Annotated in this window: 15 protein-coding genes; 10 read left to right on the top strand and 5 right to left on the bottom strand. The window is 75.3% G+C overall.

The window, feature by feature from the left end; genetic code table 11:
- Positions 1-4 precede the first annotated feature (4 nt).
- The gene (locus tag ACR80Q_RS04240; protein ID WP_435376303.1) at positions 5-2,176 is read left to right on the top strand and encodes a methyl-accepting chemotaxis protein; all 2,172 of its coding nucleotides are present in this window, start codon (positions 5-7) and stop codon (positions 2,174-2,176) included.
- A 59-nt stretch (positions 2,177-2,235) separates the two neighbouring features.
- Positions 2,236-3,714 (top strand): HNH endonuclease signature motif containing protein, encoded by a 1,479-nt coding sequence (locus ACR80Q_RS04235; protein ID WP_435376302.1) that lies wholly within the window; start codon positions 2,236-2,238, stop codon positions 3,712-3,714.
- A gap of 309 nt (positions 3,715-4,023) precedes the next feature.
- On the opposite strand, the gene ACR80Q_RS04230 is transcribed toward ACR80Q_RS04235, so the two are convergent.
- Together ACR80Q_RS04230 and ACR80Q_RS04225 are read right to left on the bottom strand one after the other, a co-directional pair.
- Positions 4,024-5,625: an acyl-CoA carboxylase subunit beta gene (locus tag ACR80Q_RS04230; RefSeq protein WP_435376301.1), complete on the bottom strand. Its 1,602-nt coding sequence runs from the start codon at positions 5,623-5,625 to the stop codon at positions 4,024-4,026.
- A complete protein-coding gene (locus tag ACR80Q_RS04225; protein WP_435376300.1) occupies positions 5,622-6,800 on the bottom strand; it encodes an acyl-CoA dehydrogenase family protein in 1,179 nt (392 codons plus the stop codon). Before ACR80Q_RS04225 ends, ACR80Q_RS04230 begins: the two co-directional genes overlap by 4 nt.
- Before the next feature lie 178 nt (positions 6,801-6,978).
- On the opposite strand from ACR80Q_RS04225, the gene pta reads away from it, so the two are divergent.
- The 4 genes from pta (at position 6,979) to ACR80Q_RS04205 (ending at position 13,303) form a co-directional block, all read left to right on the top strand.
- Positions 6,979-9,090, top strand: a complete 2,112-nt coding sequence (gene pta, locus ACR80Q_RS04220) for a phosphate acetyltransferase (protein WP_435376299.1) — start codon at positions 6,979-6,981, stop codon at positions 9,088-9,090.
- On the top strand, positions 9,087-10,301 hold the full coding sequence (locus ACR80Q_RS04215; protein WP_435376298.1) for an acetate/propionate family kinase: 1,215 nt from the start codon (positions 9,087-9,089) through the stop codon (positions 10,299-10,301). The genes pta and ACR80Q_RS04215 overlap by 4 nt, the downstream gene beginning before the upstream one ends.
- Positions 10,302-10,434: 133 nt before the next feature.
- The gene (locus ACR80Q_RS04210) at positions 10,435-12,243 is read left to right on the top strand and encodes an acetyl/propionyl/methylcrotonyl-CoA carboxylase subunit alpha (protein WP_435376297.1); all 1,809 of its coding nucleotides are present in this window, start codon (positions 10,435-10,437) and stop codon (positions 12,241-12,243) included.
- Between the two features lie 205 nt (positions 12,244-12,448).
- Positions 12,449-13,303: a sugar phosphate isomerase/epimerase family protein gene (locus tag ACR80Q_RS04205; protein WP_435376296.1), complete on the top strand. Its 855-nt coding sequence runs from the start codon at positions 12,449-12,451 to the stop codon at positions 13,301-13,303.
- A 114-nt stretch (positions 13,304-13,417) separates the two neighbouring features.
- Here the strand turns inward: ACR80Q_RS04205 and ACR80Q_RS04200 are convergent, their stop codons facing one another.
- On the bottom strand, positions 13,418-14,824 hold the full coding sequence (locus ACR80Q_RS04200) for an NAD(P)H-quinone dehydrogenase (protein ID WP_435376441.1): 1,407 nt from the start codon (positions 14,822-14,824) through the stop codon (positions 13,418-13,420).
- Between the two features lie 63 nt (positions 14,825-14,887).
- Between ACR80Q_RS04200 and ACR80Q_RS04195 the strand changes: the two genes are divergently transcribed.
- Positions 14,888-15,346 (top strand): gamma-glutamylcyclotransferase, encoded by a 459-nt coding sequence (locus ACR80Q_RS04195; protein ID WP_435376295.1) that lies wholly within the window; start codon positions 14,888-14,890, stop codon positions 15,344-15,346.
- Here ACR80Q_RS04195 and ACR80Q_RS04190 read toward each other — a convergent pair.
- Positions 15,298-16,581 (bottom strand): DUF418 domain-containing protein, encoded by a 1,284-nt coding sequence (locus ACR80Q_RS04190; protein ID WP_435376294.1) that lies wholly within the window; start codon positions 16,579-16,581, stop codon positions 15,298-15,300. The two genes, ACR80Q_RS04195 and ACR80Q_RS04190, sit on opposite strands and share 49 nt — an antisense overlap.
- Before the next feature lie 35 nt (positions 16,582-16,616).
- Here ACR80Q_RS04190 and ACR80Q_RS04185 point away from each other — a divergent pair, with 35 nt between their 5' ends.
- Complete coding sequence (locus tag ACR80Q_RS04185) at positions 16,617-17,474, top strand: purine-nucleoside phosphorylase (RefSeq protein WP_435376293.1); 858 nt, start codon at positions 16,617-16,619, stop codon at positions 17,472-17,474.
- A complete protein-coding gene (locus tag ACR80Q_RS04180; RefSeq protein ID WP_435376292.1) occupies positions 17,471-19,237 on the top strand; it encodes a phospho-sugar mutase in 1,767 nt (588 codons plus the stop codon). The genes ACR80Q_RS04185 and ACR80Q_RS04180 overlap by 4 nt, the downstream gene beginning before the upstream one ends.
- Before the next feature lie 51 nt (positions 19,238-19,288).
- On the opposite strand, the gene ACR80Q_RS04175 is transcribed toward ACR80Q_RS04180, so the two are convergent.
- Positions 19,289-19,957, bottom strand: a complete 669-nt coding sequence (locus ACR80Q_RS04175) for a hypothetical protein (RefSeq protein WP_435376291.1) — start codon at positions 19,955-19,957, stop codon at positions 19,289-19,291.
- Between the two features lie 123 nt (positions 19,958-20,080).
- Here ACR80Q_RS04175 and deoC point away from each other — a divergent pair, with 123 nt between their 5' ends.
- Positions 20,081-21,061, top strand: a complete 981-nt coding sequence (gene deoC, locus ACR80Q_RS04170; protein WP_435376440.1) for a deoxyribose-phosphate aldolase — start codon at positions 20,081-20,083, stop codon at positions 21,059-21,061.
- Positions 21,062-21,074: the final 13 nt, after the last annotated feature.

The raw sequence follows: 21,074 nt of genomic DNA, 5'->3' as shown, positions 1-21,074 counted from the left end.
GGCAATGGCCTCCCGACCCGCCCGTCGTCGTTCCCTCCGCTCCCGTGTCGTCGTCATCTGCCTGGTGTCGGTGGCGGTGTCGACCGGTTCCGTGGCGGCGGTGACCGTCACGCAGTCCGCGAGGGCGTCCGACGTCGCCGTCCAGGAGGGCGAGGCCTTCATCGTCGAGCGCGCGCAGGCCAGCGCGGAGGCCCTGTACGGCACGGTCAGCGCGGTCGGTCGCAAGACCAGCGGCGAGATCGGGACGGCGCTCGGTGTCGCCGACGACCAGCTGGCCCGCTCCGGCGGCGTCAGCATCGGGACCACGCCGGTGCCGTGGACGGCGGTCGACCAGCTGTCGCGGGAGGAGACCGCGGTCGAGCTGCCCCAGCTGCTCCTGGGTGACACGTGGCTGCAGGCCACGACCAGCTTCGACGACCGGGTGCCGCTGATCGACGACGTGTTCGACCTGACCGGCGCCACCGTCACGGTGTTCCAGCGGATGAACGACGAGGGCGACATGCTGCGGGTGGCCACCAGCGTGCGCACCGCGGACGACACGCGCGCCATCGGGACCTACATCCCCGCCGTCGGCGCGGACGGCGCACCCAACGCCGTCGTGGCGTCCCTGCTGGGCGGTGAGACCTACCTCGGCAACGCCTTCGTGGTGAACGCGTGGTTCGAGTCCGCGTACCAGCCGATCCTCCAGGACGGCGAGGTCGTGGGTGCGCTGTACGTCGGCATCCAGCAGCAGGCGGTGCCCGAGCTGTCCGACGCCGTCCTGTCCGCGGCCCTGGGCGAGCAGGGCGAGACGTTCGTCGTCGGGACGGCCGGGACGCGGGCCGGGGTCTACGACCTGGCCGCGGACACCGCGCTCGTCGGGACGTCGGCGCTGGAGTCGGAGCTCGACGCCGACGGCCGCCCCTGGCTGGCCCCCGTGCTCGAGCAGGCCCCCGGGCTGGAGCCGGGCGAGGCCGGTGTGGTGACGCTCGAACGGCCCGCCGAGGCCGCCGCCGACGCGACCGAGACCGTGACCGTGGGGTACTCCTACTACGAGCCGTGGGACTGGACCGTGGTCAGCGTCGTCAGCCACGACGACTTCGCGGCCACGGCGCAGCGCCTCGCGGCCGTCCAGCGGCAGACGTTCGTCGCCGTCGCGCTGGCCGCCCTGGTGTCGGCGTTGGTGGCCGTCGGCGTGGGCGCCCACCTGGCCGGCCGCGCCACCCGCCCGGTCGCCGAGGCGGCCCGTGCCGTGGCTCGCCTGGCCCACGGGGAGGACGGCGCGGCCGGTCGGGCCGCGGCTGCCGGCGCGCCTCACCGCGGCGGCATGACCGGGGCCAGCCGCGACCTGGCCGGGGCCGCCCGGGACACCGCCGACCGGGCCCGTACCGTGTCCGGCTCCGCGGGCGAGGTGCGCGGCGACGCCGAGGCCACCGCGGCTGCCGTCGAGGAGCTCACCAGCGCCAACGCCGAGATCACCCGCGCCCGCACCCCGCTGGCCGACGTGGTCCGACGCCTGTCGAGCAACGTCGAGGAGGTCCGCCGCTCCGCGGTGGAGGTCAGCACGATCGCCGAGGCGGCAGACGCCGCCGCCCGCGCCACCAGCGAGGTCGTCGACCGGCTCGACCGCGCCGGGGACCAGGTGGCGGCCAGCGTCGACGCGATCTCCGGCATCGCCGCCCAGACCAAGCTGCTGGCCCTGAACGCCGGTATCGAGGCCGCCCGGGCCGGTGAGGCAGGCCGCGGGTTCGCCGTCGTCGCCACCGACGTCAAGCAGCTCGCCGAGCAGTCGGGCTCGGCCAGCCTGAGCATCCAGAGCAGCGTCGAGGCGATGCGGGCCGAGATGCTCGAGGCCAAGGACTCCATGGCCCGCATCCAGGAGACCGTCGGCCGGATCCGCGAGCTGCAGCAGGTCATCACGTCCGCCACGCACGAGCAGGCCGAGGGGACGCACGAGCTCAGCGACAGCCAGCGGGCCGTGGACGCCGCCCTGTCCGAGCAGTCCACCGCCATGGCCCATGTCGCCGAGGCCGCCGCGCGCATCGCGCACGCGTCCGACCGGATCGCGGCCGAGGTGGACGCCGTGGCCGACCTGGCCGTGCGGACCACCCAGGTCTCCGACGAGGTCGCCCGGGCCGCGACGGGCATGACCGCCACGTCGGACGAGCTCGAGGCCGTGGTGCAGGGACGTCGATAGCCTCGGGAACCTGCTGGTCAGGGGTTGTGGCTCGAACACCTGTTCGATAGACTGCCGGCATGACCTGGGGGGCCGGCGAGGCAGCAGACGACCGGACGGACGTCTCCGACCCGCCGCTGCTGCAGGCGATCGAGGCCGTCAGGGACGCCGTGTCGCACCTGCGGTCCCAGCTCGGCGACGACGTCGTCTGGCAGAGCACGGACCGGACCGTGCTGGCCGCAGTGGGTGACCTCGCGCGGGTCCGGGCCGCGCTGGAGGAGACCCACCTGCGCCTGGTCCGTGAGGTCGACACCCGCGGCGTGGCCGAGGCCTCCCCCGTCGCCACCACGCCCGAGGGGTTCCTCCGCACCGCGTGCCTGTTGAGCGCCGGGCAGGCCCGCCAGGACGTCGCCGCCGCCCGCGCCACCGCACCGGAGGCGCCCCTGCACCCGTTCGGGGTCCTGCTGGCCCGGGGCACCGTGTCCCGCCACCACGTCGACGCCGCCGTCCGCTGCCTCGACACGATCCCCACCACCGTCCAGAAGCAGCCCGGCTTCGCCGAGGAAGCCGTCTCCTACCTGCTGCTCGCCGCCGGGGGCGGCACACCCACCGACGTGGACGTCGCCGCCAAGCACCTGCTCGCATCCCTGGTCCCCGACCGCGCAGACCGCCTCGACGAGAGGTCCTTCGAACGACGCTTCCTCGACCTCACCACCGACGCCACCGGCATGACCACCGGCAAGTTCCAGCTCGACCCCGTCACCGGCGCCGCCCTACGCACCGCCCTGCAACGCTGGTCCGCGCCCGACACCGCCGGCACCACCACGGGCGAGAACCCCGACCTGGGCCTGCTCCGCGGCGAGCAGACCGACGGCTGGGGCGCGGACTGCGCCGCCCCCGGGCAACCCGACCGCCGCCAACCCCGCCAGCGCCGTGCCGACGCCCTCGGACACCTCCTCCAGGTCGCCCTCGGCGTCGAAGCACCGCACCGCGGCGAACGACCCCGCGTCGTCCTCACCCTGACCCTGGACCAGCTCCAACAGCTGGAGCAGACCCAGCAGCACCGACAGCAGGCCTTCCGCCCCGGCACGCAGGACGACGGCCCCGCCCTCGTCGGTCTCCCCGAGATCGAGGGCGGCGGCCCCATCCCGACCTGGGCCGCGAGGACCCTCGCCTGCGACGCCGTCCTGCAACGCGTGCTCCTGTCCCCCGCCGAGGCCCCCCTCGACCTCGGACGCGCCGTCCGGCTCGCCACCCTCGCCCAGCGCCGCGCCCTCGCCGTCCGCGACGGTGGCTGCGTCATCCCCGGCTGCACCGCCCCACCCACCACCTGCGACGCCCACCACGTCACCCACTGGGCGGACGGCGGCCCCACCGACGTCGGCAACCTCTGCCTCATGTGCCCGGCGCACCACACTGCCGTCCACGCCGGCACTTGGGCCGTCTCGGTGGACCACGAGGGCCAGGTCTGGGTCACACCGCCACGCTTCGTCGACCCGCTACGACAACCCAGACCCGCCTGGCACCAGCGCGCCCGACGCACCCGCCGCGCAGCCTGAGCGACGCGAGCCCTCCCCGATCACCGCTCCGGCCTGCCGCTACGCCCCCAGCAGGACGGCGCTGTTGCCGTCGGGGTCGACCAGCCGGAGCAGACGGGCCCCGCCCCCGGGCTCAGGGCCATCGTGGTCCAGGCCCGCACCCGCCACTCGGGCGGCCGAACAGCGACAGGTACCGGGGTGCGGCGGTGGCCAGGTCGGAGACGACCGAGCCGGCGAGCACGTACGAGAACGTCATGCGGTCCCCACCGCAGGCACGCCCGGAAGTCATGGGCGGGGGCGCCGACCTACGCCGCGGCCGGCTGACCGCCCTCAGACCGGCCAGACGGCGTGGCGACGGTCCGAGAACTCCCGTCGGGTCCGCGAGGCGTACCGCAGCCGCCGGACCAGGTCGTCGCGCAGGTCCTCCGGCTGCACCACGGCGTCGATGACCAGGTCGGACGCGAGCCGGCGCAGGTCGACGTCGGCCAGGTACTCCGCCCGCTTGCGGGCGACGAAGGCCTCGCGCTCCGCCTCGTCCTCGATGGCCGCGATCCGGTTGGCGTACACGGCGTTGACCGCGGCCTCCGGGCCCATCACGGCGATGGCCGCCGTCGGCAGCGCGACGCAGGCGTTGGGGGCGAACCCCGGCCCGGCCATGGCGTACAGCCCGGCCCCGTAGGCCTTGCGCAGCACCACGCTGACCTGCGGCACCGTCGCCTCGGACACCGCCGCCACCATCTTGGCGCCGTGGCGGATGATGCCGGCGCGTTCGACGTCGCTGCCGATCATGAAGCCGGGGACGTCGGCCAGGTAGACCAGCGGCACGTTGAACGCGTCGCACAGCAGGATGAAGCGCGCCGCCTTGTCGGCGCTGTCGCCGAACAGCACCCCGCCCTTGACGGCGCTGTTGTTGGCCACGATGCCGACGCTCCGGCCCTCGAGCCGTCCGAACCCGACGACGAGCTCGGGGGCGAACAGCTGCTTCACCTCGAAGAAGCTGTCCCCGTCGACGAGCGCGTCGATGACGCCGTGCACGTCGAACGGCTCGGACTCCCGCGCCGGCACGTCCCCGGTCACGAGCGGGCGCACCGGCGGCTCGGGGGCGTAGGTGGGCGGGTCCTCGCGCCAGGTGCGAGGGAGGTAGGACAGGTACAGGCGGGCCTGCTCGACGGCGTCGGCGTCGTCGGAGGCGAGCACGTCGCCGCACCCGGACACCGTGCAGTGCATCCGGGCGCCGCCCATCTGCTCCAGGTCCACCTTCTCACCGACGACCATCTCGGCCATCCGGGGCGAGCCCAGGTACATGCTGGCGTTGCCCTCGACCATGATCACGATGTCGCAGAACGACGGCACGTACGCCCCGCCCGCCGCGGACGGACCGAACAGGCAGCAGACCTGGGGCACCCGGCCGGACAGGGCCACCTGGTTGTGGAAGATCCGACCCGCGCCGCGCCGGCCCGGGAACAGCTCGACCTGGTCGGTGATGCGGGCCCCGGCGGAGTCGACCAGCCAGACGATCGGCAGCTCCTCGCGCAGCGCGGTCTCCGTGGCGCGGACCATCTTCTCCACGGTCCTCGCGCCCCAGGACCCCGCCTTGACCGTGGGGTCGTTGGCCACCACGACCACGGGACGGCCGTCGACCGCGCCGCGCCCGGTGACCACGCCGTCGGCGGGCAGACCGCTGCCGCCCGCCTCGCGCTCGGCCACCGTGGCGACCGCGTTGGCCAGCCGCCCGTCCTCGACGAACGACCCGGCGTCGCACAGCAGGTCGACCCGTTCGCGGACGGCGAGCTTGCCCGCCGCGGCCAGGCGCGCCGCCCCCTTGTCGTCGGGGGCGGCGGTCGCCGCGTCGGCCTGGGCGAGCCAGTCGGAGAAGCCGGCCACGGGGACGAGGGCCGGCGGGGTGGTCGGGCGGTCGTGTCCCCCGCTCATGCCACGGGGAGGCCGAGGCCGCGGGCCAGCACGAGGCGCTGGACCTCGCTGGTGCCCTCCCCGATCTCGAGGATCTTGGCGTCGCGGTAGAACCTGGCCACCGGGTACTCCTCCATGAAGCCTGCGCCGCCGAACACCTGGGTCGCGACCCGCGCGGCGTCCATCGCCACGGTCGAGGTGTACAGCTTGGCCTTGGCCGCAGCGGCCTTGACCTGCTTGGCCGTGGCGCGGCCGGCGCTCTGCTCGTCCTTGAGCCACGCGGCCCGGTAGGTCAGCAGGTGGCCTGCCTCGACCGCCACCGACAGGTCCGCCAGCGGGAAGGCGACACCCTGGTTGCGACCGATGGGCGAGCCGAAGGCGACGCGGGTCTTCGCGTACTCGGTCGCCAGGTCCAGGCAGGCGCGGGCGGACCCGAGCGCCAGGGCGCTGATGGCGATCCGGCCGTCGTCGAGGATGGCGAGGAACTGCTTGAACCCCGCCCCCCGCTCGCCGAGCAGGTGGTCCTCGGGCACGCGGCAGCCCTTGAAGGCCAGGCCGTGGGTGTCGGAGGAGTTCCAGCCGAGCTTGCGGTACGCCTGCTCGACCACGAACCCCTCGGTGCCGGCCGGGATCGTGATGGCGCTGATCTCGGCGCTGCCGTCCTCGCGGGTGCCCGTGCGCGCGGTCACCGTGACCACACTGGTCAGCTCGGTGCCGGAGTTCGTGATGTAGCTCTTGGCCCCGTCGACGACCCACTCGCCGTCGACCAGCTGCGCCTTGGTGCGCGTGGCACCCGCGTCGGAGCCGGCCTCGGGCTCGGTCAGGCCGAAGGCGGCCAGGGCCCGCCCCTCGACCAGGTCGGGCAGCCACCGCTCGCGCTGCGCGTCGGTGCCGTAGGTGAGGATCGGGTTGATGCCCAGGCCGACGCCCGCGCTCAGCGTGATGCCGGCGGACTGGTCGACGTAGCCCAGCTCCTCGATCGCGACGCACAGGCTGGTGAAGTCACCGCCGGCGCCGCCGTAGGCCTCGGGCACGACGAGCCCGAACAGGCCCAGCTCACCCATCTTGGGGACGAGGTGGGCAGGGAAGTGGTGGGTCTCGTCCCACTTCGCGATGTGCGGCGCGATCTCGGCCGCTGCGAAGTCTCGGACGACTGCACGCAGATCCTCGTGGTGATCTGCAAGCGCGAACGTCATCGGTCGCTCCTCCTGGACGGCCGAGGGGTGGTGGCCGCTCCGCCAGGGAGCCTAACCGGCCCCCCTGCCTCCCGCCCCCTGCACCCCGACCGTGCCCGCGGAGGCCGGACGGGACCGTCACGGGCGCCAGGACCGCACGATCCGACCCCCTCGGCGCGCCAGTCGTTAGCGTGGGGGCATGTCCAGCGCCCTGTTCCTCATGAGCACCGAGGCCGACAGCGGCAAGTCCGCGCTGGCGCTCGCCCTCTTCGACGCCATGGCCCGACGCGTCCCCCGCCCGGCGGTCTTCCGCCCGGTCACCCGCGACGGCGAGAGCGACTTCATCGTCGACCTGCTGCTGTCCCGCCTGCCCGAGGGCTCGCGGCCCGCCGCGAGCGACTGCGTGGGCGTGACCTACGACGAGCACCACGCCGACCCGGACGCCACCCGCGCCACCATCGTGGGGCGCTTCCGCCGGTTGGCGGCCGAGCACGACGCGGTGCTCGTGGTCGGCAGCGACTTCACCGACGTCGGCGCCGCCAGCGAGCTGGCCCGCAACATCGACCTGGCCCAGGACCTGGCGGCCCCGGTCGTCGCCGTGGTCACCGGTCGCGACCGCGACGGCGTGCGCCCGGTCGAGGCCGTGCGCGCCGCGGCAGAGCACGCGCTGGACTCGCTGCTCGCCCGGCACACCCCGGTCATCGGTCTGGTGGCGAACCGCTGCGACCCCGGGGACCTGGACGCGGTCCGGGCGGTGGCCGACGACGTCGTCGCCTCCCGTGAGCTCGACGTCCCCGTCGCGGTCGTGCCGGAGCTGCCGCTGCTGGCCGCGCCCACGCTGCGCCAGATCGCCGACGCGGTCGGTGCGCGCCTGCTGAGCGGGGCCGACGAGGACCTGGACCGGGCAGCCGTGGACGTGATGGTGGCCGCCATGACGCTGCCCCACATGCTCGAGCGGCTCCTCGACCAGGCCGTGGTGATCGTCCCCGGCGACCGCTCCGACGTGCTGGTGGGCACCCTGGCCGCGGCACGGGCGGACACGTTCCCCAGCCCGTGCGGGCTGGTGCTGACCGGCGGGTTCGCCCCCGACCCGGTGACCGCCCGCCTGATGGCCGGGTTCAGCCCCGCCCCCCCGGTCGTGCTGGCCCAGGCCTCCACGTTCGAGGTCGCCACGGTCGCGGCCGGTCTGCGTGGGCGGATGCGGGCCGGCTCGCACCGCAAGATCGAGGCGGCCCTGCACCTGGCGGCCGAGCACGTGCCGGCCGAGGCGTGGTTGGACCGGCTCGCGCTGTCCCCCACCGACATCGTGACCCCCGTGATGTTCACCCACGACCTGTACGAGCGCGCCAAGGCCGACCGCCGTCGGATCGTGCTGCCCGAGGGCACCGACCTGCGCGTGCTGCGTGCGGCAGCCAGGGTGCTGCGGCTCGGGGTGGCCGACGTCGTGCTGCTCGGCGACGTCGACGAGGTCGCGGTCGCCGCCGCGGCGGCCGGGGCCGACATCAGCGCGGCCGAGGTCGTCGACCCGGCCACCGACGAGCGCCGCGACCGCTACGCCGAGGTCTACGCCGGGCTCCGTGCCCACCGTGGCGTCACGCCGGCGATGGCCCACGACACCGTCGCGGACGTGTCGTACTTCGGCACCCTGATGGTGCACCTGGACGAGGCCGACGGCATGGTGTCCGGCGCCGTGCACACCACGGCCCACACCATCCGTCCGGCGTTCGAGATCATCCGCACCCGTCCCGACACCTCGGTGGTGTCGAGCGTGTTCTTCATGCTGCTGCCGGACAAGGTGCTGGTCTACGGCGACTGCGCCGTGGTGCCCAGCCCCGACGCCGAGCAGCTGGCGGACATCGCCATCAGCTCCGCCGGGACGGCCGAGGCGTTCGGCGTCCAGGCCCGCGTCGCGATGCTGTCGTACTCCACCGGCAGCTCCGGCAGCGGCGCCGACGTCGACCGGGTGCGCGAGGCCACCGCGCTGGTCCGCGAGCGACGCCCCGACCTGCTCGTCGAGGGGCCGCTGCAGTACGACGCGGCCGTGGACCCGGCCGTGGCGGCCAGCAAGCTGCCCGGCTCGGACGTCGCCGGTCGCGCGACCGTGCTGGTGTTCCCCGACCTCAACACCGGCAACAACACCTACAAGGCCGTGCAGCGCTCGGCGGGGGCGACCGCGGTCGGCCCCGTGCTGCAGGGCCTCAACAAACCCGTCAACGACCTGTCCCGGGGTGCCACCGTCGACGACATCGCCACCACGGTGGCCGTCACCGCCGTCCAGGCGCAGGTACGCGCCGCCGAGGAGTCCTCATGACCGTGCTCGTCATCAACGCCGGCTCGTCGTCGGTCAAGTACGCGCTGGTCGAGCCGCACGGCGACGGCCCGGCGACGGTGCTCGCCCACGGGGTGGTCGAGCGGGTCGGCTCGAGCTCCGCGACCCTGCGCCACGTGGTGGACGGCGGGACCCACGAGTCGGCCGTCGACGCCGACGACCACACCCAGGCCCTGGCCGCGGTCGCGAACGCCTTCGACGAGCACGGCCCCGACGTCCGGGCGTCGCTGCAGGCCGTCGGCCACCGGGTGGTGCACGGCGGTGAGTCGTTCTCCGGCCCGGTCGTCGTCGACGAGGACGTGCTGACGGAGGTCGACCGGCTGTCGGTCCTGGCCCCGCTGCACAACCCCGTCAACGTGGCCGGCATCCGCGCGGCGCAGGAGCGCTTCGGCGACGTGCCCCACGTGGCCGTCTTCGACACGGCGTTCCACGCCGACCTGCCCGCCGTGGCCCGGACCTACGCCGTCCCCCGGGAGTGGCGCGAGGACCACGGGGTACGTCGCTACGGGTTCCACGGCACGTCGCACGCGTACGTGTCGCGCACGGCCGCGGCGTGGCTGCAGGCCGAGCGCGACGTCGAGCCCTCGGCGTCGCGGGTGGTCGTGCTGCACCTGGGCAACGGCGCCAGCGCGTGCGCGGTCCTGGGCGGACGCAGCATCGACACCTCGATGGGGCTGACCCCGCTGGCGGGCCTGGTGATGGGCACCCGCAGCGGTGACGTGGACCCGGCCCTGGCCGGGCACCTGCACCGGGTCGCCGACCTGGCCGGGGACGTGGTGGAGGAACAGCTCAACCGGTCCTCCGGGCTGCTGGGCCTCACCGGGGAGTCCGACCTGCGCGACGTCCGGCGCCTCGCCGAGGCCGGGGACGTCGCCGCGGCCGAGGCGCTCGAGCTGTACGCCTACCGGATCCGGGCCTACGTCGGGGCCTACGCCGTCGCCCTCGGCGGTCTGGACGCGGTCGTGCTGACCGCAGGGGTGGGTGAGCACGACACGGGGATACGGGCGAGCGTCCTGCTGGGGCTCGACGTGCTCGGCGTCCGGATGGACCCCGACCGCAACGAGGGGGTCCTCCGTGACGGCGGGCCGGTCCAGCCGGTGAGCACCGACGACAGCCCGGTCGCGGCCCTCGTGGTGCCGACCGACGAGGAGGGCGAGATCGCCCGGCAGGCGGTCGACCTGCTCCGGGGCTGACCCCCCGAGCCGGCTCCGGCCCGGGTGAGGTCGTCCCCGGCCCCCCTGGCCGTGACGGTCCCGGCGACCCGCGGGGCCGCGCCGGACGGTGCGAGGGCGGTCCCGCTCCCGGTGAGGACTAGGCTCCCCAGCGATGTCTACGACGATGTCCACCTCCGCCGAGTCCCCCCGCCCGCTGCGCACCGTCCTGATCGCGAACCGAGGCGAGATCGCCGTCCGGGTCGCCCGGGCGTGCGCCGACCACGGGCTGCGCTCCGTGGCCGTGTACGCCGACCCCGACGCGGACGCGGTCCACGTGCGCGCCGCGGACGAGGCGTTCGCGCTCGGCGGCTCCACGTCGGCCGAGACCTACCTCGACATCGCCAAGCTGCTGGCCGTGGCGGCCAAGGCCGACGCCGACGCCGTGCACCCCGGCTACGGCTTCCTGGCCGAGAACGCCGACTTCGCGCAGGCCGTGATCGACGCCGGCCTGACCTGGATCGGCCCGCCCCCGCAGGCCATCCGCGACCTGGGCGACAAGGTGTCGGCCCGACACATCGCGGCCCGCGCCGGTGCCCCCCTGGTCGCCGGCACCGCCGACCCCGTGGCCGACGCCGACGAGGTGCTCGCGTTCGCCCGGGAGCACGGCCTGCCCGTCGCCATCAAGGCGGCCTTCGGCGGCGGCGGGCGCGGCCTCAAGGTCGCGCGGACGCTGGAGGAGGTGCCAGAGCTGTTCGAGTCGGCCACCCGCGAGGCGGTCGGGGCGTTCGGTCGGGGCGAGTGCTTCGTCGAGCGGTACCTGGACCGGCCCCGGCACGTGGAGACGCAGTGCCTGGCCGACAGCCACGGCGCCGTGGTCGTGGTGTCCACCCGCGACTGCTCGCTGCAGCGGCGTCACCAGAAGCTCGTCGAGGAGGCCCCCGCGCCGTTCCTCACCGACGCGCAGATCGAGCAGCTGTACGCCTCCAGCAAGGCCATCCTCCGCGAGGCCGGCTACGTCGGCGCCGGCACCTGCGAGTTCCTCGTCGGCCAGGACGGCACCATCAGCTTCCTCGAGGTGAACACCCGGCTCCAGGTCGAGCACTGCGTGTCCGAGGAGGTCACCGGCATCGACCTGGTCCGCGAGCAGCTGCGGATCGCCGCGGGCGAGGCGCTGGGCTACGACGACCCGGAGGTCCGCGGGCACTCGATCGAGTTCCGCATCAACGGCGAGGACGCCGGTCGCGGGTTCCTCCCCCAGCCCGGTCCGGTCGACGTCTGGCAGCCGCCCAGCGGGCCCGGTGTGCGCCTGGACTCCGGCGTCGTCGCCGGCAGCGTGGTCGACGGCGGCTTCGACTCGATGCTGGCCAAGCTGGTCGTCACCGGGGCCACCCGGCAGCAGGCGCTCGAGCGCTCCCGGCGCGCGCTGGCCGAGTTCGTGGTCGAGGGCCTGCCCACCGTGCTGCCGTTCCACCGCGCCGTGGTGTCCGACCCCGCGTTCGCGCCGGAGGCGGCCGACCAGCCGTTCGTCGTGCACACCCGCTGGATCGAGACCGAGTTCGACAACACGATCCCCGCGTGGACGCCGCCCACCGACCCGGCCGCCGCCGAGCCGGCCGAGGCCCGCCAGCGCGTGGTGGTGGAGGTCGACGGCCGCAGGGTCGAGCTCGTCCTGCCGGCCTCGCTCGCGGTGGCCCCCGCCGCGGCGGCCGGAGGGCTCGGCCGCGCGCCCCGACGCAGCCGCAAGGGCTCCGGTGCCGCCGCGGTGTCCGGCGAGGCGCTGACCAGCCCGATGCAGGCCACCGTCGTCAAGGTCGTCGTGGCCGACGGCGACGACGTCGCCGAGGGCGACCTGGTCGCCGTGCTGGAGGCGATGAAGATGGAGCAGCCCCTCCTGGCCCACCGTTCGGGCACCGTCCGGGGCCTGGTGGTCACCGTCGGCGGCACCGTCACCGCGGGCGCCGTGGTCTGCGAGATCGCCTGAGCGCAGCGGCCCCCGGGGCCGTCCACCACTTCCGACGGTCGACTGCGGAAGATGTGGACGATGCGACGAAAGGCATATAGCGTCCATCTCGGTCGTCGCGAGGGCGCCCTGCCTCCTACTCGCGTCGACGGTCGGTGACGCAGGTGTCACCGACGGCCGGTCCAGCGGCGCCCGACCGCACGGCAGAGAGCTGACCCTCATGACCATGACCCCGGACCGTCGCGCGTTCCTGCGCGCCGCCACCGTCGCCGCCATCAGCGGGCTCGGCGCCGCCGGCGCCGTCGCCTCCCCGGCGGCCGCCACCACCCGTGGGCGCCACGGGGTGCCGCGCGGTGCGATCTCCATCCAGCTGTACAGCCTGCGCAGCATCATGACCAACCCCACGACGGCCGAGGTCGCGCTGGAGACCCTCGCCGAGATGGGCTTCGTCAACGTCGAGACGGCCGGCACCTACGGGATGTCCCCGGCGGTCTACCGCGCGATGCTCGACCGGGTCGGGCTGCGGGCGACCAGCGCGCACATCGGCGGCGTGGGCAACCCCGAGGCCGTGGCCCAGGAGGCCGCCACGCTGGGCGCCCGCTTCGTCAACTTCCCGTACGCGGCGTACACCACCCTCGAGCCGTGGCGCGTCCTGGCCGACGGGCTCAACCGGGTCGGCGAGGCCTGCCAGGCCTACGGCATCCGCTACGGCTACCACAACCACGCGCTGGAGTTCGAGGTCGAGGAGAACGGCGTCCAGGCCTACGACGTGCTGCTCACCGAGACCGACGACCGCCTGGTCCACATGCAGCTCGACCTGTACTGGGCCGTCACCGGCGGCCAGGACCCGGTCGAGGTGTTCCGTCGCGACCCGCGCCGGTTCATGCAGTTCCACGTCAAGGACCGTGACGAGGTCGGGTTCTTCGCCGACCCGGGTGAGGGCACGATCGACTTCCCGTCCATCTTCAGCGAGCAGCGCCTGTCCGGCGTCATCGAGTACATCGTCGAGAACGACCAGCCGGCGGACCCGCTCGAGTTCGCCCGGACGGGCATCGACTACCTGCGCGACGTCAGGTTCTGAGGCACCCGCCCACGCACGTCAGGGCCCCTGCACCGGTGACGCCGGGGCAGGGGCCCTGCTGCGTGCTGCGGGCCGGGTTCGCGCCGCGCGGGGTCGCGGCGGAACCGGCCCGCGTCAGGCGAGGGGCGTGGGGTGCAGCTGCCGGGCGGCCTCGGCGATCGACCCCGACAGGCTCGGGTAGACCGTGAACGAGCGCGCCACGTCGTCGACCGTGAGGCGGTGCTCCACGGCCAGCGTCACGGGGAAGATCAGCTCGCTGGCCCGCGGGCCGACGACGACCCCGCCGATCACGGTGCCCGACCCGGTGCGCGCGAACAGCTTGACGAAGCCCTCGGTGACGCCCTGCATCTTGGCCCGCGGGTTGGTCGCCAGCGGGAGCATGACCGCCACGCCCTGGGCCTCGCCCGAGTCCAGCTGCGCCTGCGTCCAGCCGACGGTCGCGATCTCGGGCGCGGTGAAGATGTTGCTGGACACGGTCTTCAACGACAGCGGTCGGACGCTGTCGCCCAGCAGGTGCCGCATGGCGATGCGGCCCTGCATGGCCGCCACCGACGCCAGCGCCAGCACACCCGTGCAGTCGCCGGCCGCGTAGACGCCGGGGACCGACGTGCGCGACACCCGGTCGGTGACCACGTGCCCGGACGGCGACAGCTCGACGCCCGCCTCCTCCAGGCCGATGCCCGCGGTGTTGGGGATCGACCCGACCGCCATCAGGCAGTGGCTGCCGGTGACGGTCGACCCGTCGCTCAGGGTCACGACCACGCCCGCGCCGTCGCGGCGGACGTTCTCGGCGCGCGACTGGGACAGCACCTTCATGCCGCGACGGCGGAACGCGTCCTCGAGCACCGTGGCCGCGTCGGCGTCCTCGCCGGGCAGCACCCGGTCCCGGCTGGAGATGAGCACGACCTCGCTGCCCAGGGCCAGGTACGCCGACGCGAACTCGGCTCCCGTCACGCCGGAGCCGACCACCACGAGCCGTTCGGGCAGCTCGCGCAGGTCGTACAGCTGCCGCCAGTCCAGGATCCGCTCGCCGTCGGGCATCGCCGACTCCAGCCGACGGGGCGTCGCGCCGAGGGCCAGCAGGATCGCGTCCGCGGGCAGCGTCCTCACCCCGGAGTCGCCGGTCACCTCGACGCCGCCACCCACGAGGCGTCCCAGGCCGGCCACGAGGCGCACCCCGGCGGCGGCGAGCGCGGTCCGGATGTCCCCGGACTGGGCGTGGGCCAGCTGCTTGACCCGGTTGTTGACCACCCGCAGGTCGACGCCGACGACCTCGCCGGACTGCTGGGTGCTGGCGTAGCGGACGCCGAGCTCCGCGGAGCCGTCCACCTGCGTCATCACCTCGCTGGTGGCGATCAGGGTCTTGCTCGGCACGCAGTCGGTGAGCACCGCGGAGCCCCCCAGCCCGTCGGTGTCGACGACGGTCACGTCGGCCCCCAGCTGGGCGGCCACCAGGGCGGCCTCGTACCCTCCGGGCCCACCTCCGACGACGACGAGACGCTGCTGAGGGCGGTGCGGCATGTCGGTCACGTCCGTCAGTGTTCCAGGCCCGCCGGGGGCCGGGCCGCCCGCTAGGCTCCGCGGGTGCTGTACGCGGCCTACGCGGGCAACCTCGACCCCGAGCGGATGGCGGAGCGCGCCCCGCGCTCGCCGATGCGGGACTCGGGCTGGCTCCCCGGCTGGCGGCTCACCTTCGGGGGCGAGGAGCACGGCTGGGACGGCCCGCTCGCCACGGTCGTGGAGTCCCCGGACTCCCCGACCGACACGGTGTACGTCGTGCTCTACGAGGTCGCACCCGAGGACGAGCACATGCTCGACGAGTGGGAGGGCGCGTCCACGGACCTGTACGCCCGCATCACGGTGCGCGTGCACACCCTCGACGGCGAGCTGCCCGCCTTCGTCTACGTGCTGCAGGCCTACGAGGGGGGGCTGCCCAGCGCGATGACGATCGGCCTGATCGCCGACGCGGCGGAGGCCGGCGGCGCGCCGGCCGACTACGTGGCCGAGCTGCGCGCGAGGCCCTGCCGGTCCGTCGGCCCGTAGCCCCGCCCGCCCCCTGAGCCGTCGCCCCGGGCGTCACCACCCCGGGCGTCACCACCCCGGGCGTCACCACCCCGGGCGTCACCGCGGTGCTGAGCCACGGCGGCGACGACCACGGCGGCGACGACCACGGTGAGCACCCACAGCCCGACCGCCAGGGCGGCGACCGCGGCGCTGCCCCACCGCGTGCCGGCCCCACCCGCCCACGGGGCGAGCACGGCGGCCAGCAGGACGGAGTGGGCCAGGTAGACGGGCAGGCTGCAGCGACCGGTCGCGGCCACGCCGTCGCGGAGGGCGACGAGCGGCCGCCGAGCCGCCGCCGCGCCGGTGCCGATCACGGTGCCCGTGCCGGGACCGGTGAGCCGGTCCACCAGCAGCACGCCCAGGCACACCGCCCCCAGCGCCCCGGCCGGACCCGTGACCGCCGACAGCACCCCCGCCGGCACGGACACCGCGACGTCCACGGGGAAGCCGGCCGTGACGACCTGGGCGTACGGCCACGCCCCCAGCAGCCCGACGACCGAGGACACCGCACCCAGCACCAGCAGCCCGCGCCGGTGCAGGTCGGGCTCGAGCAGCCAGCCACCGCGCGCCAGCCGCACCCCCGCGACGACGGCCAGCAGCAGCCCCACCTGGCTGAACGGCAGCAGGACCAGCGCGAGCAGCCAGGTCCCCACGCGGTCCACCACGGACAGCAGGTAGTCGGTCGGCGGGTCCGGGAGGCCCACCGTGCCGCCCAGGCCGTCGGCGACCCCGTGGACCAGCAGGGCCGGCACGACGAGCAGCCCCACCACCACGTGGGTCCGGGTCCGCGCCCGGACCAGCGGCAGCGTGAGCACCAGGAGGACCCCGAGGGTGGACAGGACGTCGGCGTCCAGCACCAGTGCCGCGTGGGCCGCCCCCAGGAGGACCAGGCCCGCGGCACGTCGCAACGCCACCGCCGATGCGGCGTCGTGGGCCACGTCGGGGTCGGGGCCCGACCGTCGCGCCCGGTGCAGCTGCACCGCGAGACCGTGCCCCAGCAGCAGGGCGAACACGGCCAGGACCCGGTTGTCGACCAGCAGCGCCGTCACCAGGTCCGCGACGCGGTCCAGGTCCGAGCCGCCCACCGGGCGGTAGCCGGCCCCGAGCTGGCGCCCCCCCAACCAGAGCAGCGCCGTGCCCACGGCGCTGCCGAGCAGGGCCAGCCCCCGGGTGGCGTCCAATGCCGCGTGCCGCGGGCGCCCGGTGGTGGTCACGGTCGATGGTCGCACCACGGCGCTAGTCTCGCGCCGTGCAGACGACCACCGGGCAGCCCGGCACCTGGCAGGAGACGGCCGCCGCGGCGGCCGACGTCGTCCGGCAGCGCTCCGGCGCACCGGCCCCGGACGCCGGGGGCGAGGCGCCACCCGCCGTCGACACCGCCGTCGTCCTGGGCTCCGGCTGGGGCCAGGCGGCCGAGCTGCTCGGCGAGGTCGTCGTCGACCTGCCCGCCGACGAGGTGCCCGGCTTCCGGGCGTCGGCGGTCGCGGGCCACCACGGCCGGCTCCGGGTGGTCCGCACCGCGACGGGTCGGCGCGTGCTCCTGATCGCCGCCCGCACGCACCTGTACGAGGGGCACGGCACCGACGCCGTCGCCCACGGCGTGCGCACCGCGGCCGCGCTCGGCGCCCGCAGCGTCGTGCTGACCAACGGCTGCGGCAGCCTGGTCGCCGACTGGGGGCCCGGGACCGCGGTGCTGCTGCGCGACCACCTCAACCTGACCGGCACCACCCCGCTGCGCGGGGCGACGTTCGTCGACCTGACCGACGCGTACTCCCAACGGTTGCGTGCGCTGGCCCACGAGGTCGACCCCGACCTGCCCGAGGGCGTCTACGCCCAGCTGCACGGCCCGCAGTACGAGACCCCCGCCGAGGTCGCCATGGTGGGCGTGCTGGGCGGCCAGCTCGTCGGCATGTCGACGGCCCTGGAGACCATCGCGGCCCGCGCGCTCGGCCTGGAGGTGCTCGGGCTGTCCCTGGTGACCAACCTCGCGGCCGGGACCACCGGCGAGGCCCTGGACCACCAGGAGGTCCTGCAGGCCGGTCGGGACGCCGCGGAGCGCTGCGGCCGCCTGCTGGCCGACGTGGTCGACCGCGTGGCCGCCGCGTGACCGACGGCGACCGGACCTCCGGCGACGCCACGACCGTGCTGCGGGAGGCCGTCCTGCGGTGGGCCGAGCACGACGTCGACGCCGAGGACGCCGGCAGGGCCCGTGCCCTCGCGTCCGGTGGTGACGACGAGCTCGAGGCGGCCCGGGACGCGTTCACCGGGGCCCTGGCCTTCGGCACGGCGGGTCTGCGCGGCGCGATGGGCCCCGGGCCCAACCGGATGAACCGCGCCGTCGTGGTCCGTGCGGCCGCCGGGCTGGCGGCCTACCTCCTCGACCAGCTCGGCCGGCCCGATGAGCCCGACCAGCCCGACGCCGCGCCGCTCGTCGTCGTGGGGTTCGACGCCCGCCGCGGGTCGCGCCGGTTCGCCGAGGACACCGCCGCCGTCGTCACGGCCGCGGGCTGCCGGGCCGTCCTGCTCCCCGAGCCGCTGCCGACCCCGGTCCTGGCCCACGCGGTCCTGCGACTGGGTGCCGACGCGGGCGTCATGGTGACGGCCAGCCACAACCCCAAGGACGACAACGGCTACAAGGTCTACCTGGGCGGGCGGGTGTCGCCCGGCCCGGGCTCGGGCGTGCAGATCGTGCCGCCCGCGGACAGCGGCATCGCCGCGGCCATCGAGCTCGCCCCGCCGGCGAAGGACGTGGCCCGCGCGAGCGCCGGCTGGCAGGTGGCCGACCAGGACCTCGTCGACGGGTACGTGGCCGCCGCCGTCGGCCTGCTCCCCCCCGGCCCCCGCGAGCTGGGCGTCGTCACCACGGCCATGCACGGCGTGGGCGACGACGTCCTGCGACGGGTGCTCACCGGGGCCGGGTTCACCGACGTCAGCACCGTCGCCGAGCAGGCCGACCCGGACCCCGACTTCCCGACGGTGCCGTTCCCCAACCCGGAGGAGCAGGGTGCGCTCGACCTGGCGCTGGGCCTGGCGGCGCGCTCCGGCGCCGACCTCGTCCTGGCGCTCGACCCGGACGCCGACCGCTGCAGCGTCGCGGTGCCCGACCCGGCCCGCGGGCCGGCCGACAGCCCCGCCGGGTGGCGGCAGCTGACCGGCGACGACGTGGGCGCCCTGCTGGCCGAGCACGTCCTGACCCGTGCTCCCGCGCCGACCTCGCCCGACGCCGACGAGCCCGTGACGCTGGCGGCCTCGCTGGTGTCCGGCTCGCTGCTGCACCGGGTCGCCGAGCACCACGGCGTCCGCTCGCGGGCCACGCTCACGGGCTTCAAGTGGATCGCGCGGGCGCCCGGGCTGGTGATGGGCTACGAGGAGGCCATCGGCTACTGCGTCGCCCCCGCCGTGGTCCGGGACAAGGACGGCCTGACGGCGTCCCTGCTCGTGGCCGAGCTCGCGGCCGGGCTGCGCGCGACGGGGCGCACCCTGCTGGACGCCCTGGACGACCTGGCCCTGCGGCACGGGGTCCACGTCACCGCCCCCGTGACGCTGCGCCTGGCCGACATGTCGGTGGTGGGACCCGTGCTCGCCCGCCTGCTGGAGCAGCCGCCCGCGGACCTGGCCGGCGCGGCCACGGAGTCCGTCGAGGACCTGTCCGTGGGTGTCGACGGGCTCCCACCCACCACGGGCGTGCGGCTGCGCGCCGGCGAGGCCGCCCGGGTGGTCGTGCGCCCCTCCGGAACCGAGCCCAAGCTCAAGGCCTACCTGGAGGTCGTCGTGCCCGCCGGGGAGGACCTGCCGGCGGCCCGCGTCGCGGCGGCGCAGCAGATGGCGGCCCTGCAGGAGCAGGTCCGGGCGCTGCTGCAGCAGGGGTAGCCGGACCGACGCCCCGACGCGGCGCCCCCCCGACCAGGCCCGGTCGCGGGCTCAGCCGGCCAGGACGCTCAGCAGGGCCACCAGCGCGAGGACCCCGGTCCCGCCCAGCGCGGCGAGGACGGGTGCGTTCCAGGCGACCTGCGGCTCGCCCCCGGCCCCCGCCCCGGCCCCGGTCGCGCGCGCCGCGCCCCCGCGGGCGGGGTCGTCCTGCCACACCTGCCACCGGATCCCCACCAGCACGGCGGCCTCGCCCGCGCTGCTGCCCGGGGCCCGGCTGCCGGCGATCCCCTCGGCCCCCGGCTCGGCCCACGGCGTCTCGCGGCGGGACACCGGCCGGATCCGCCGTCCCGACGACGGCGCCGCCCACGAGGTCCAGCGCCGCTGCCCGGAGTCGATGGTCAGGGCCCAGCGGGTGTCCAGGTCCTCCACCGTGCGCCACGGCAGCCTGACCCGGCGCAGGACGTTGACCAGCTCGACGGCGTCGTCGTCCACGACCACCGCCGGGTACCAGAACAGCGCGTGGACCACCGCGCACGAGAACGCCAGCAACGGCACGAGGAGCAGCGCCGAGCTGCCCTGGCCCCGCCACAGCACGTCGGCGGCCAGGACCGCGGCGAGCACCCACCAGCCCGCCGCCAGCAGCCGGACGGCACCGGGCCGGAAGACGACGCGGTCGTCGCTGCCGGTCCCGGCGGGCTCGGGCGGTCGCTGCGAGGTCACCGCCCCATCCTGCCCCGGCGTTAGGCTCTCGACGTGACCGACCTCGCCTCCCCCGCCGCTCCGCCCGCCGACAGCACGGCGGGCACCGCCTCCGCCGGGTCGGGCAGCGCTGCCGTCGACGCGCTGGTCGGGCCCCGGGTGGACGAGGCCGGGCTGCGGCGCTTCCTGCGCGGGCTGCCGGGCGTCGACGAGGTGGGCACGAACGCCCGGGCGGCCATGTTCGGCACCCGCTCGATCAAGACCGACGCCAAGGCCTGGGCCCTGGACGCCGTGGTGTCGATGATCGACCTCACGACGCTGGAGGGGGCCGACACCCCCGGCAAGGTCCGCACCCTCGCCGCCAAGGCCGCCCACCCCGACCCGGCCACCGACTGCCCGCCCGTCGCGGCCGTCTGCGTGTACGGCGACCTGGTGACCGAGGTCGCCGCCGGCCTGGAGCAGGCCGGCTCGCTGTGGCGCTCCGCCCCCGCGCCGGGGCAGCGACCGGGCGTCAAGATCGCCGCCGTCGCGACCGCGTTCCCGTCCGGGCGGGCCTCCAGCGCCGTCCGGCTCGCCGACACCGCCGACGCGGTCGCCGCCGGCGCCCACGAGATCGACATGGTCATCGACCGCGGGGCCTTCCTGTCCGGGCGCTGGCTGCAGGTGTTCGACGACGTCGTCGCGGTCAAGGCCGCCTGCGCCCGCACCGACGGCACCCGCGCCAAGCTCAAGGTCATCCTCGAGACCGGCGAGCTCGCCACCTACGACAACGTCCGCCGTGCCTCCTGGCTGGCCATGCTCGCCGGGGCCGACACCATCAAGACCAGCACGGGCAAGGTGAGCCCCGCGGCCACCATGCCCGTCACGCTGGTGATGCTCGAGGCCATCCGCGACTTCCACCTGGCCACCGGCCACGTCGTGGGCATGAAGCCGGCCGGCGGCATCCGCACCGCCAAGGACGCGCTGCGCTACCTGGTGATGGTGCAGGAGACCCTCGGCCCGGACTGGCTGCACCCGGACCGGTTCCGGTTCGGCGCCTCCAGCCTGCTCAACGACGTCCTCATGCAGCGGCAGAAGGCGCGCACCGGCGCCTACTCCGGCCCGGACCACGTCAGCGTCGACTGACCGTGACGGCCGC

The sequence above is a fragment of the Aquipuribacter aurantiacus genome, from assembly GCF_051216895.1.
In the GTDB taxonomy this organism is placed as follows: Bacteria; Actinomycetota; Actinomycetes; order Actinomycetales; family JBBAYJ01; genus Aquipuribacter.
The sequence above is the reverse complement of the archived record's forward strand: the minus strand, read 5'-3'. Positions and strand labels throughout refer to the sequence as shown.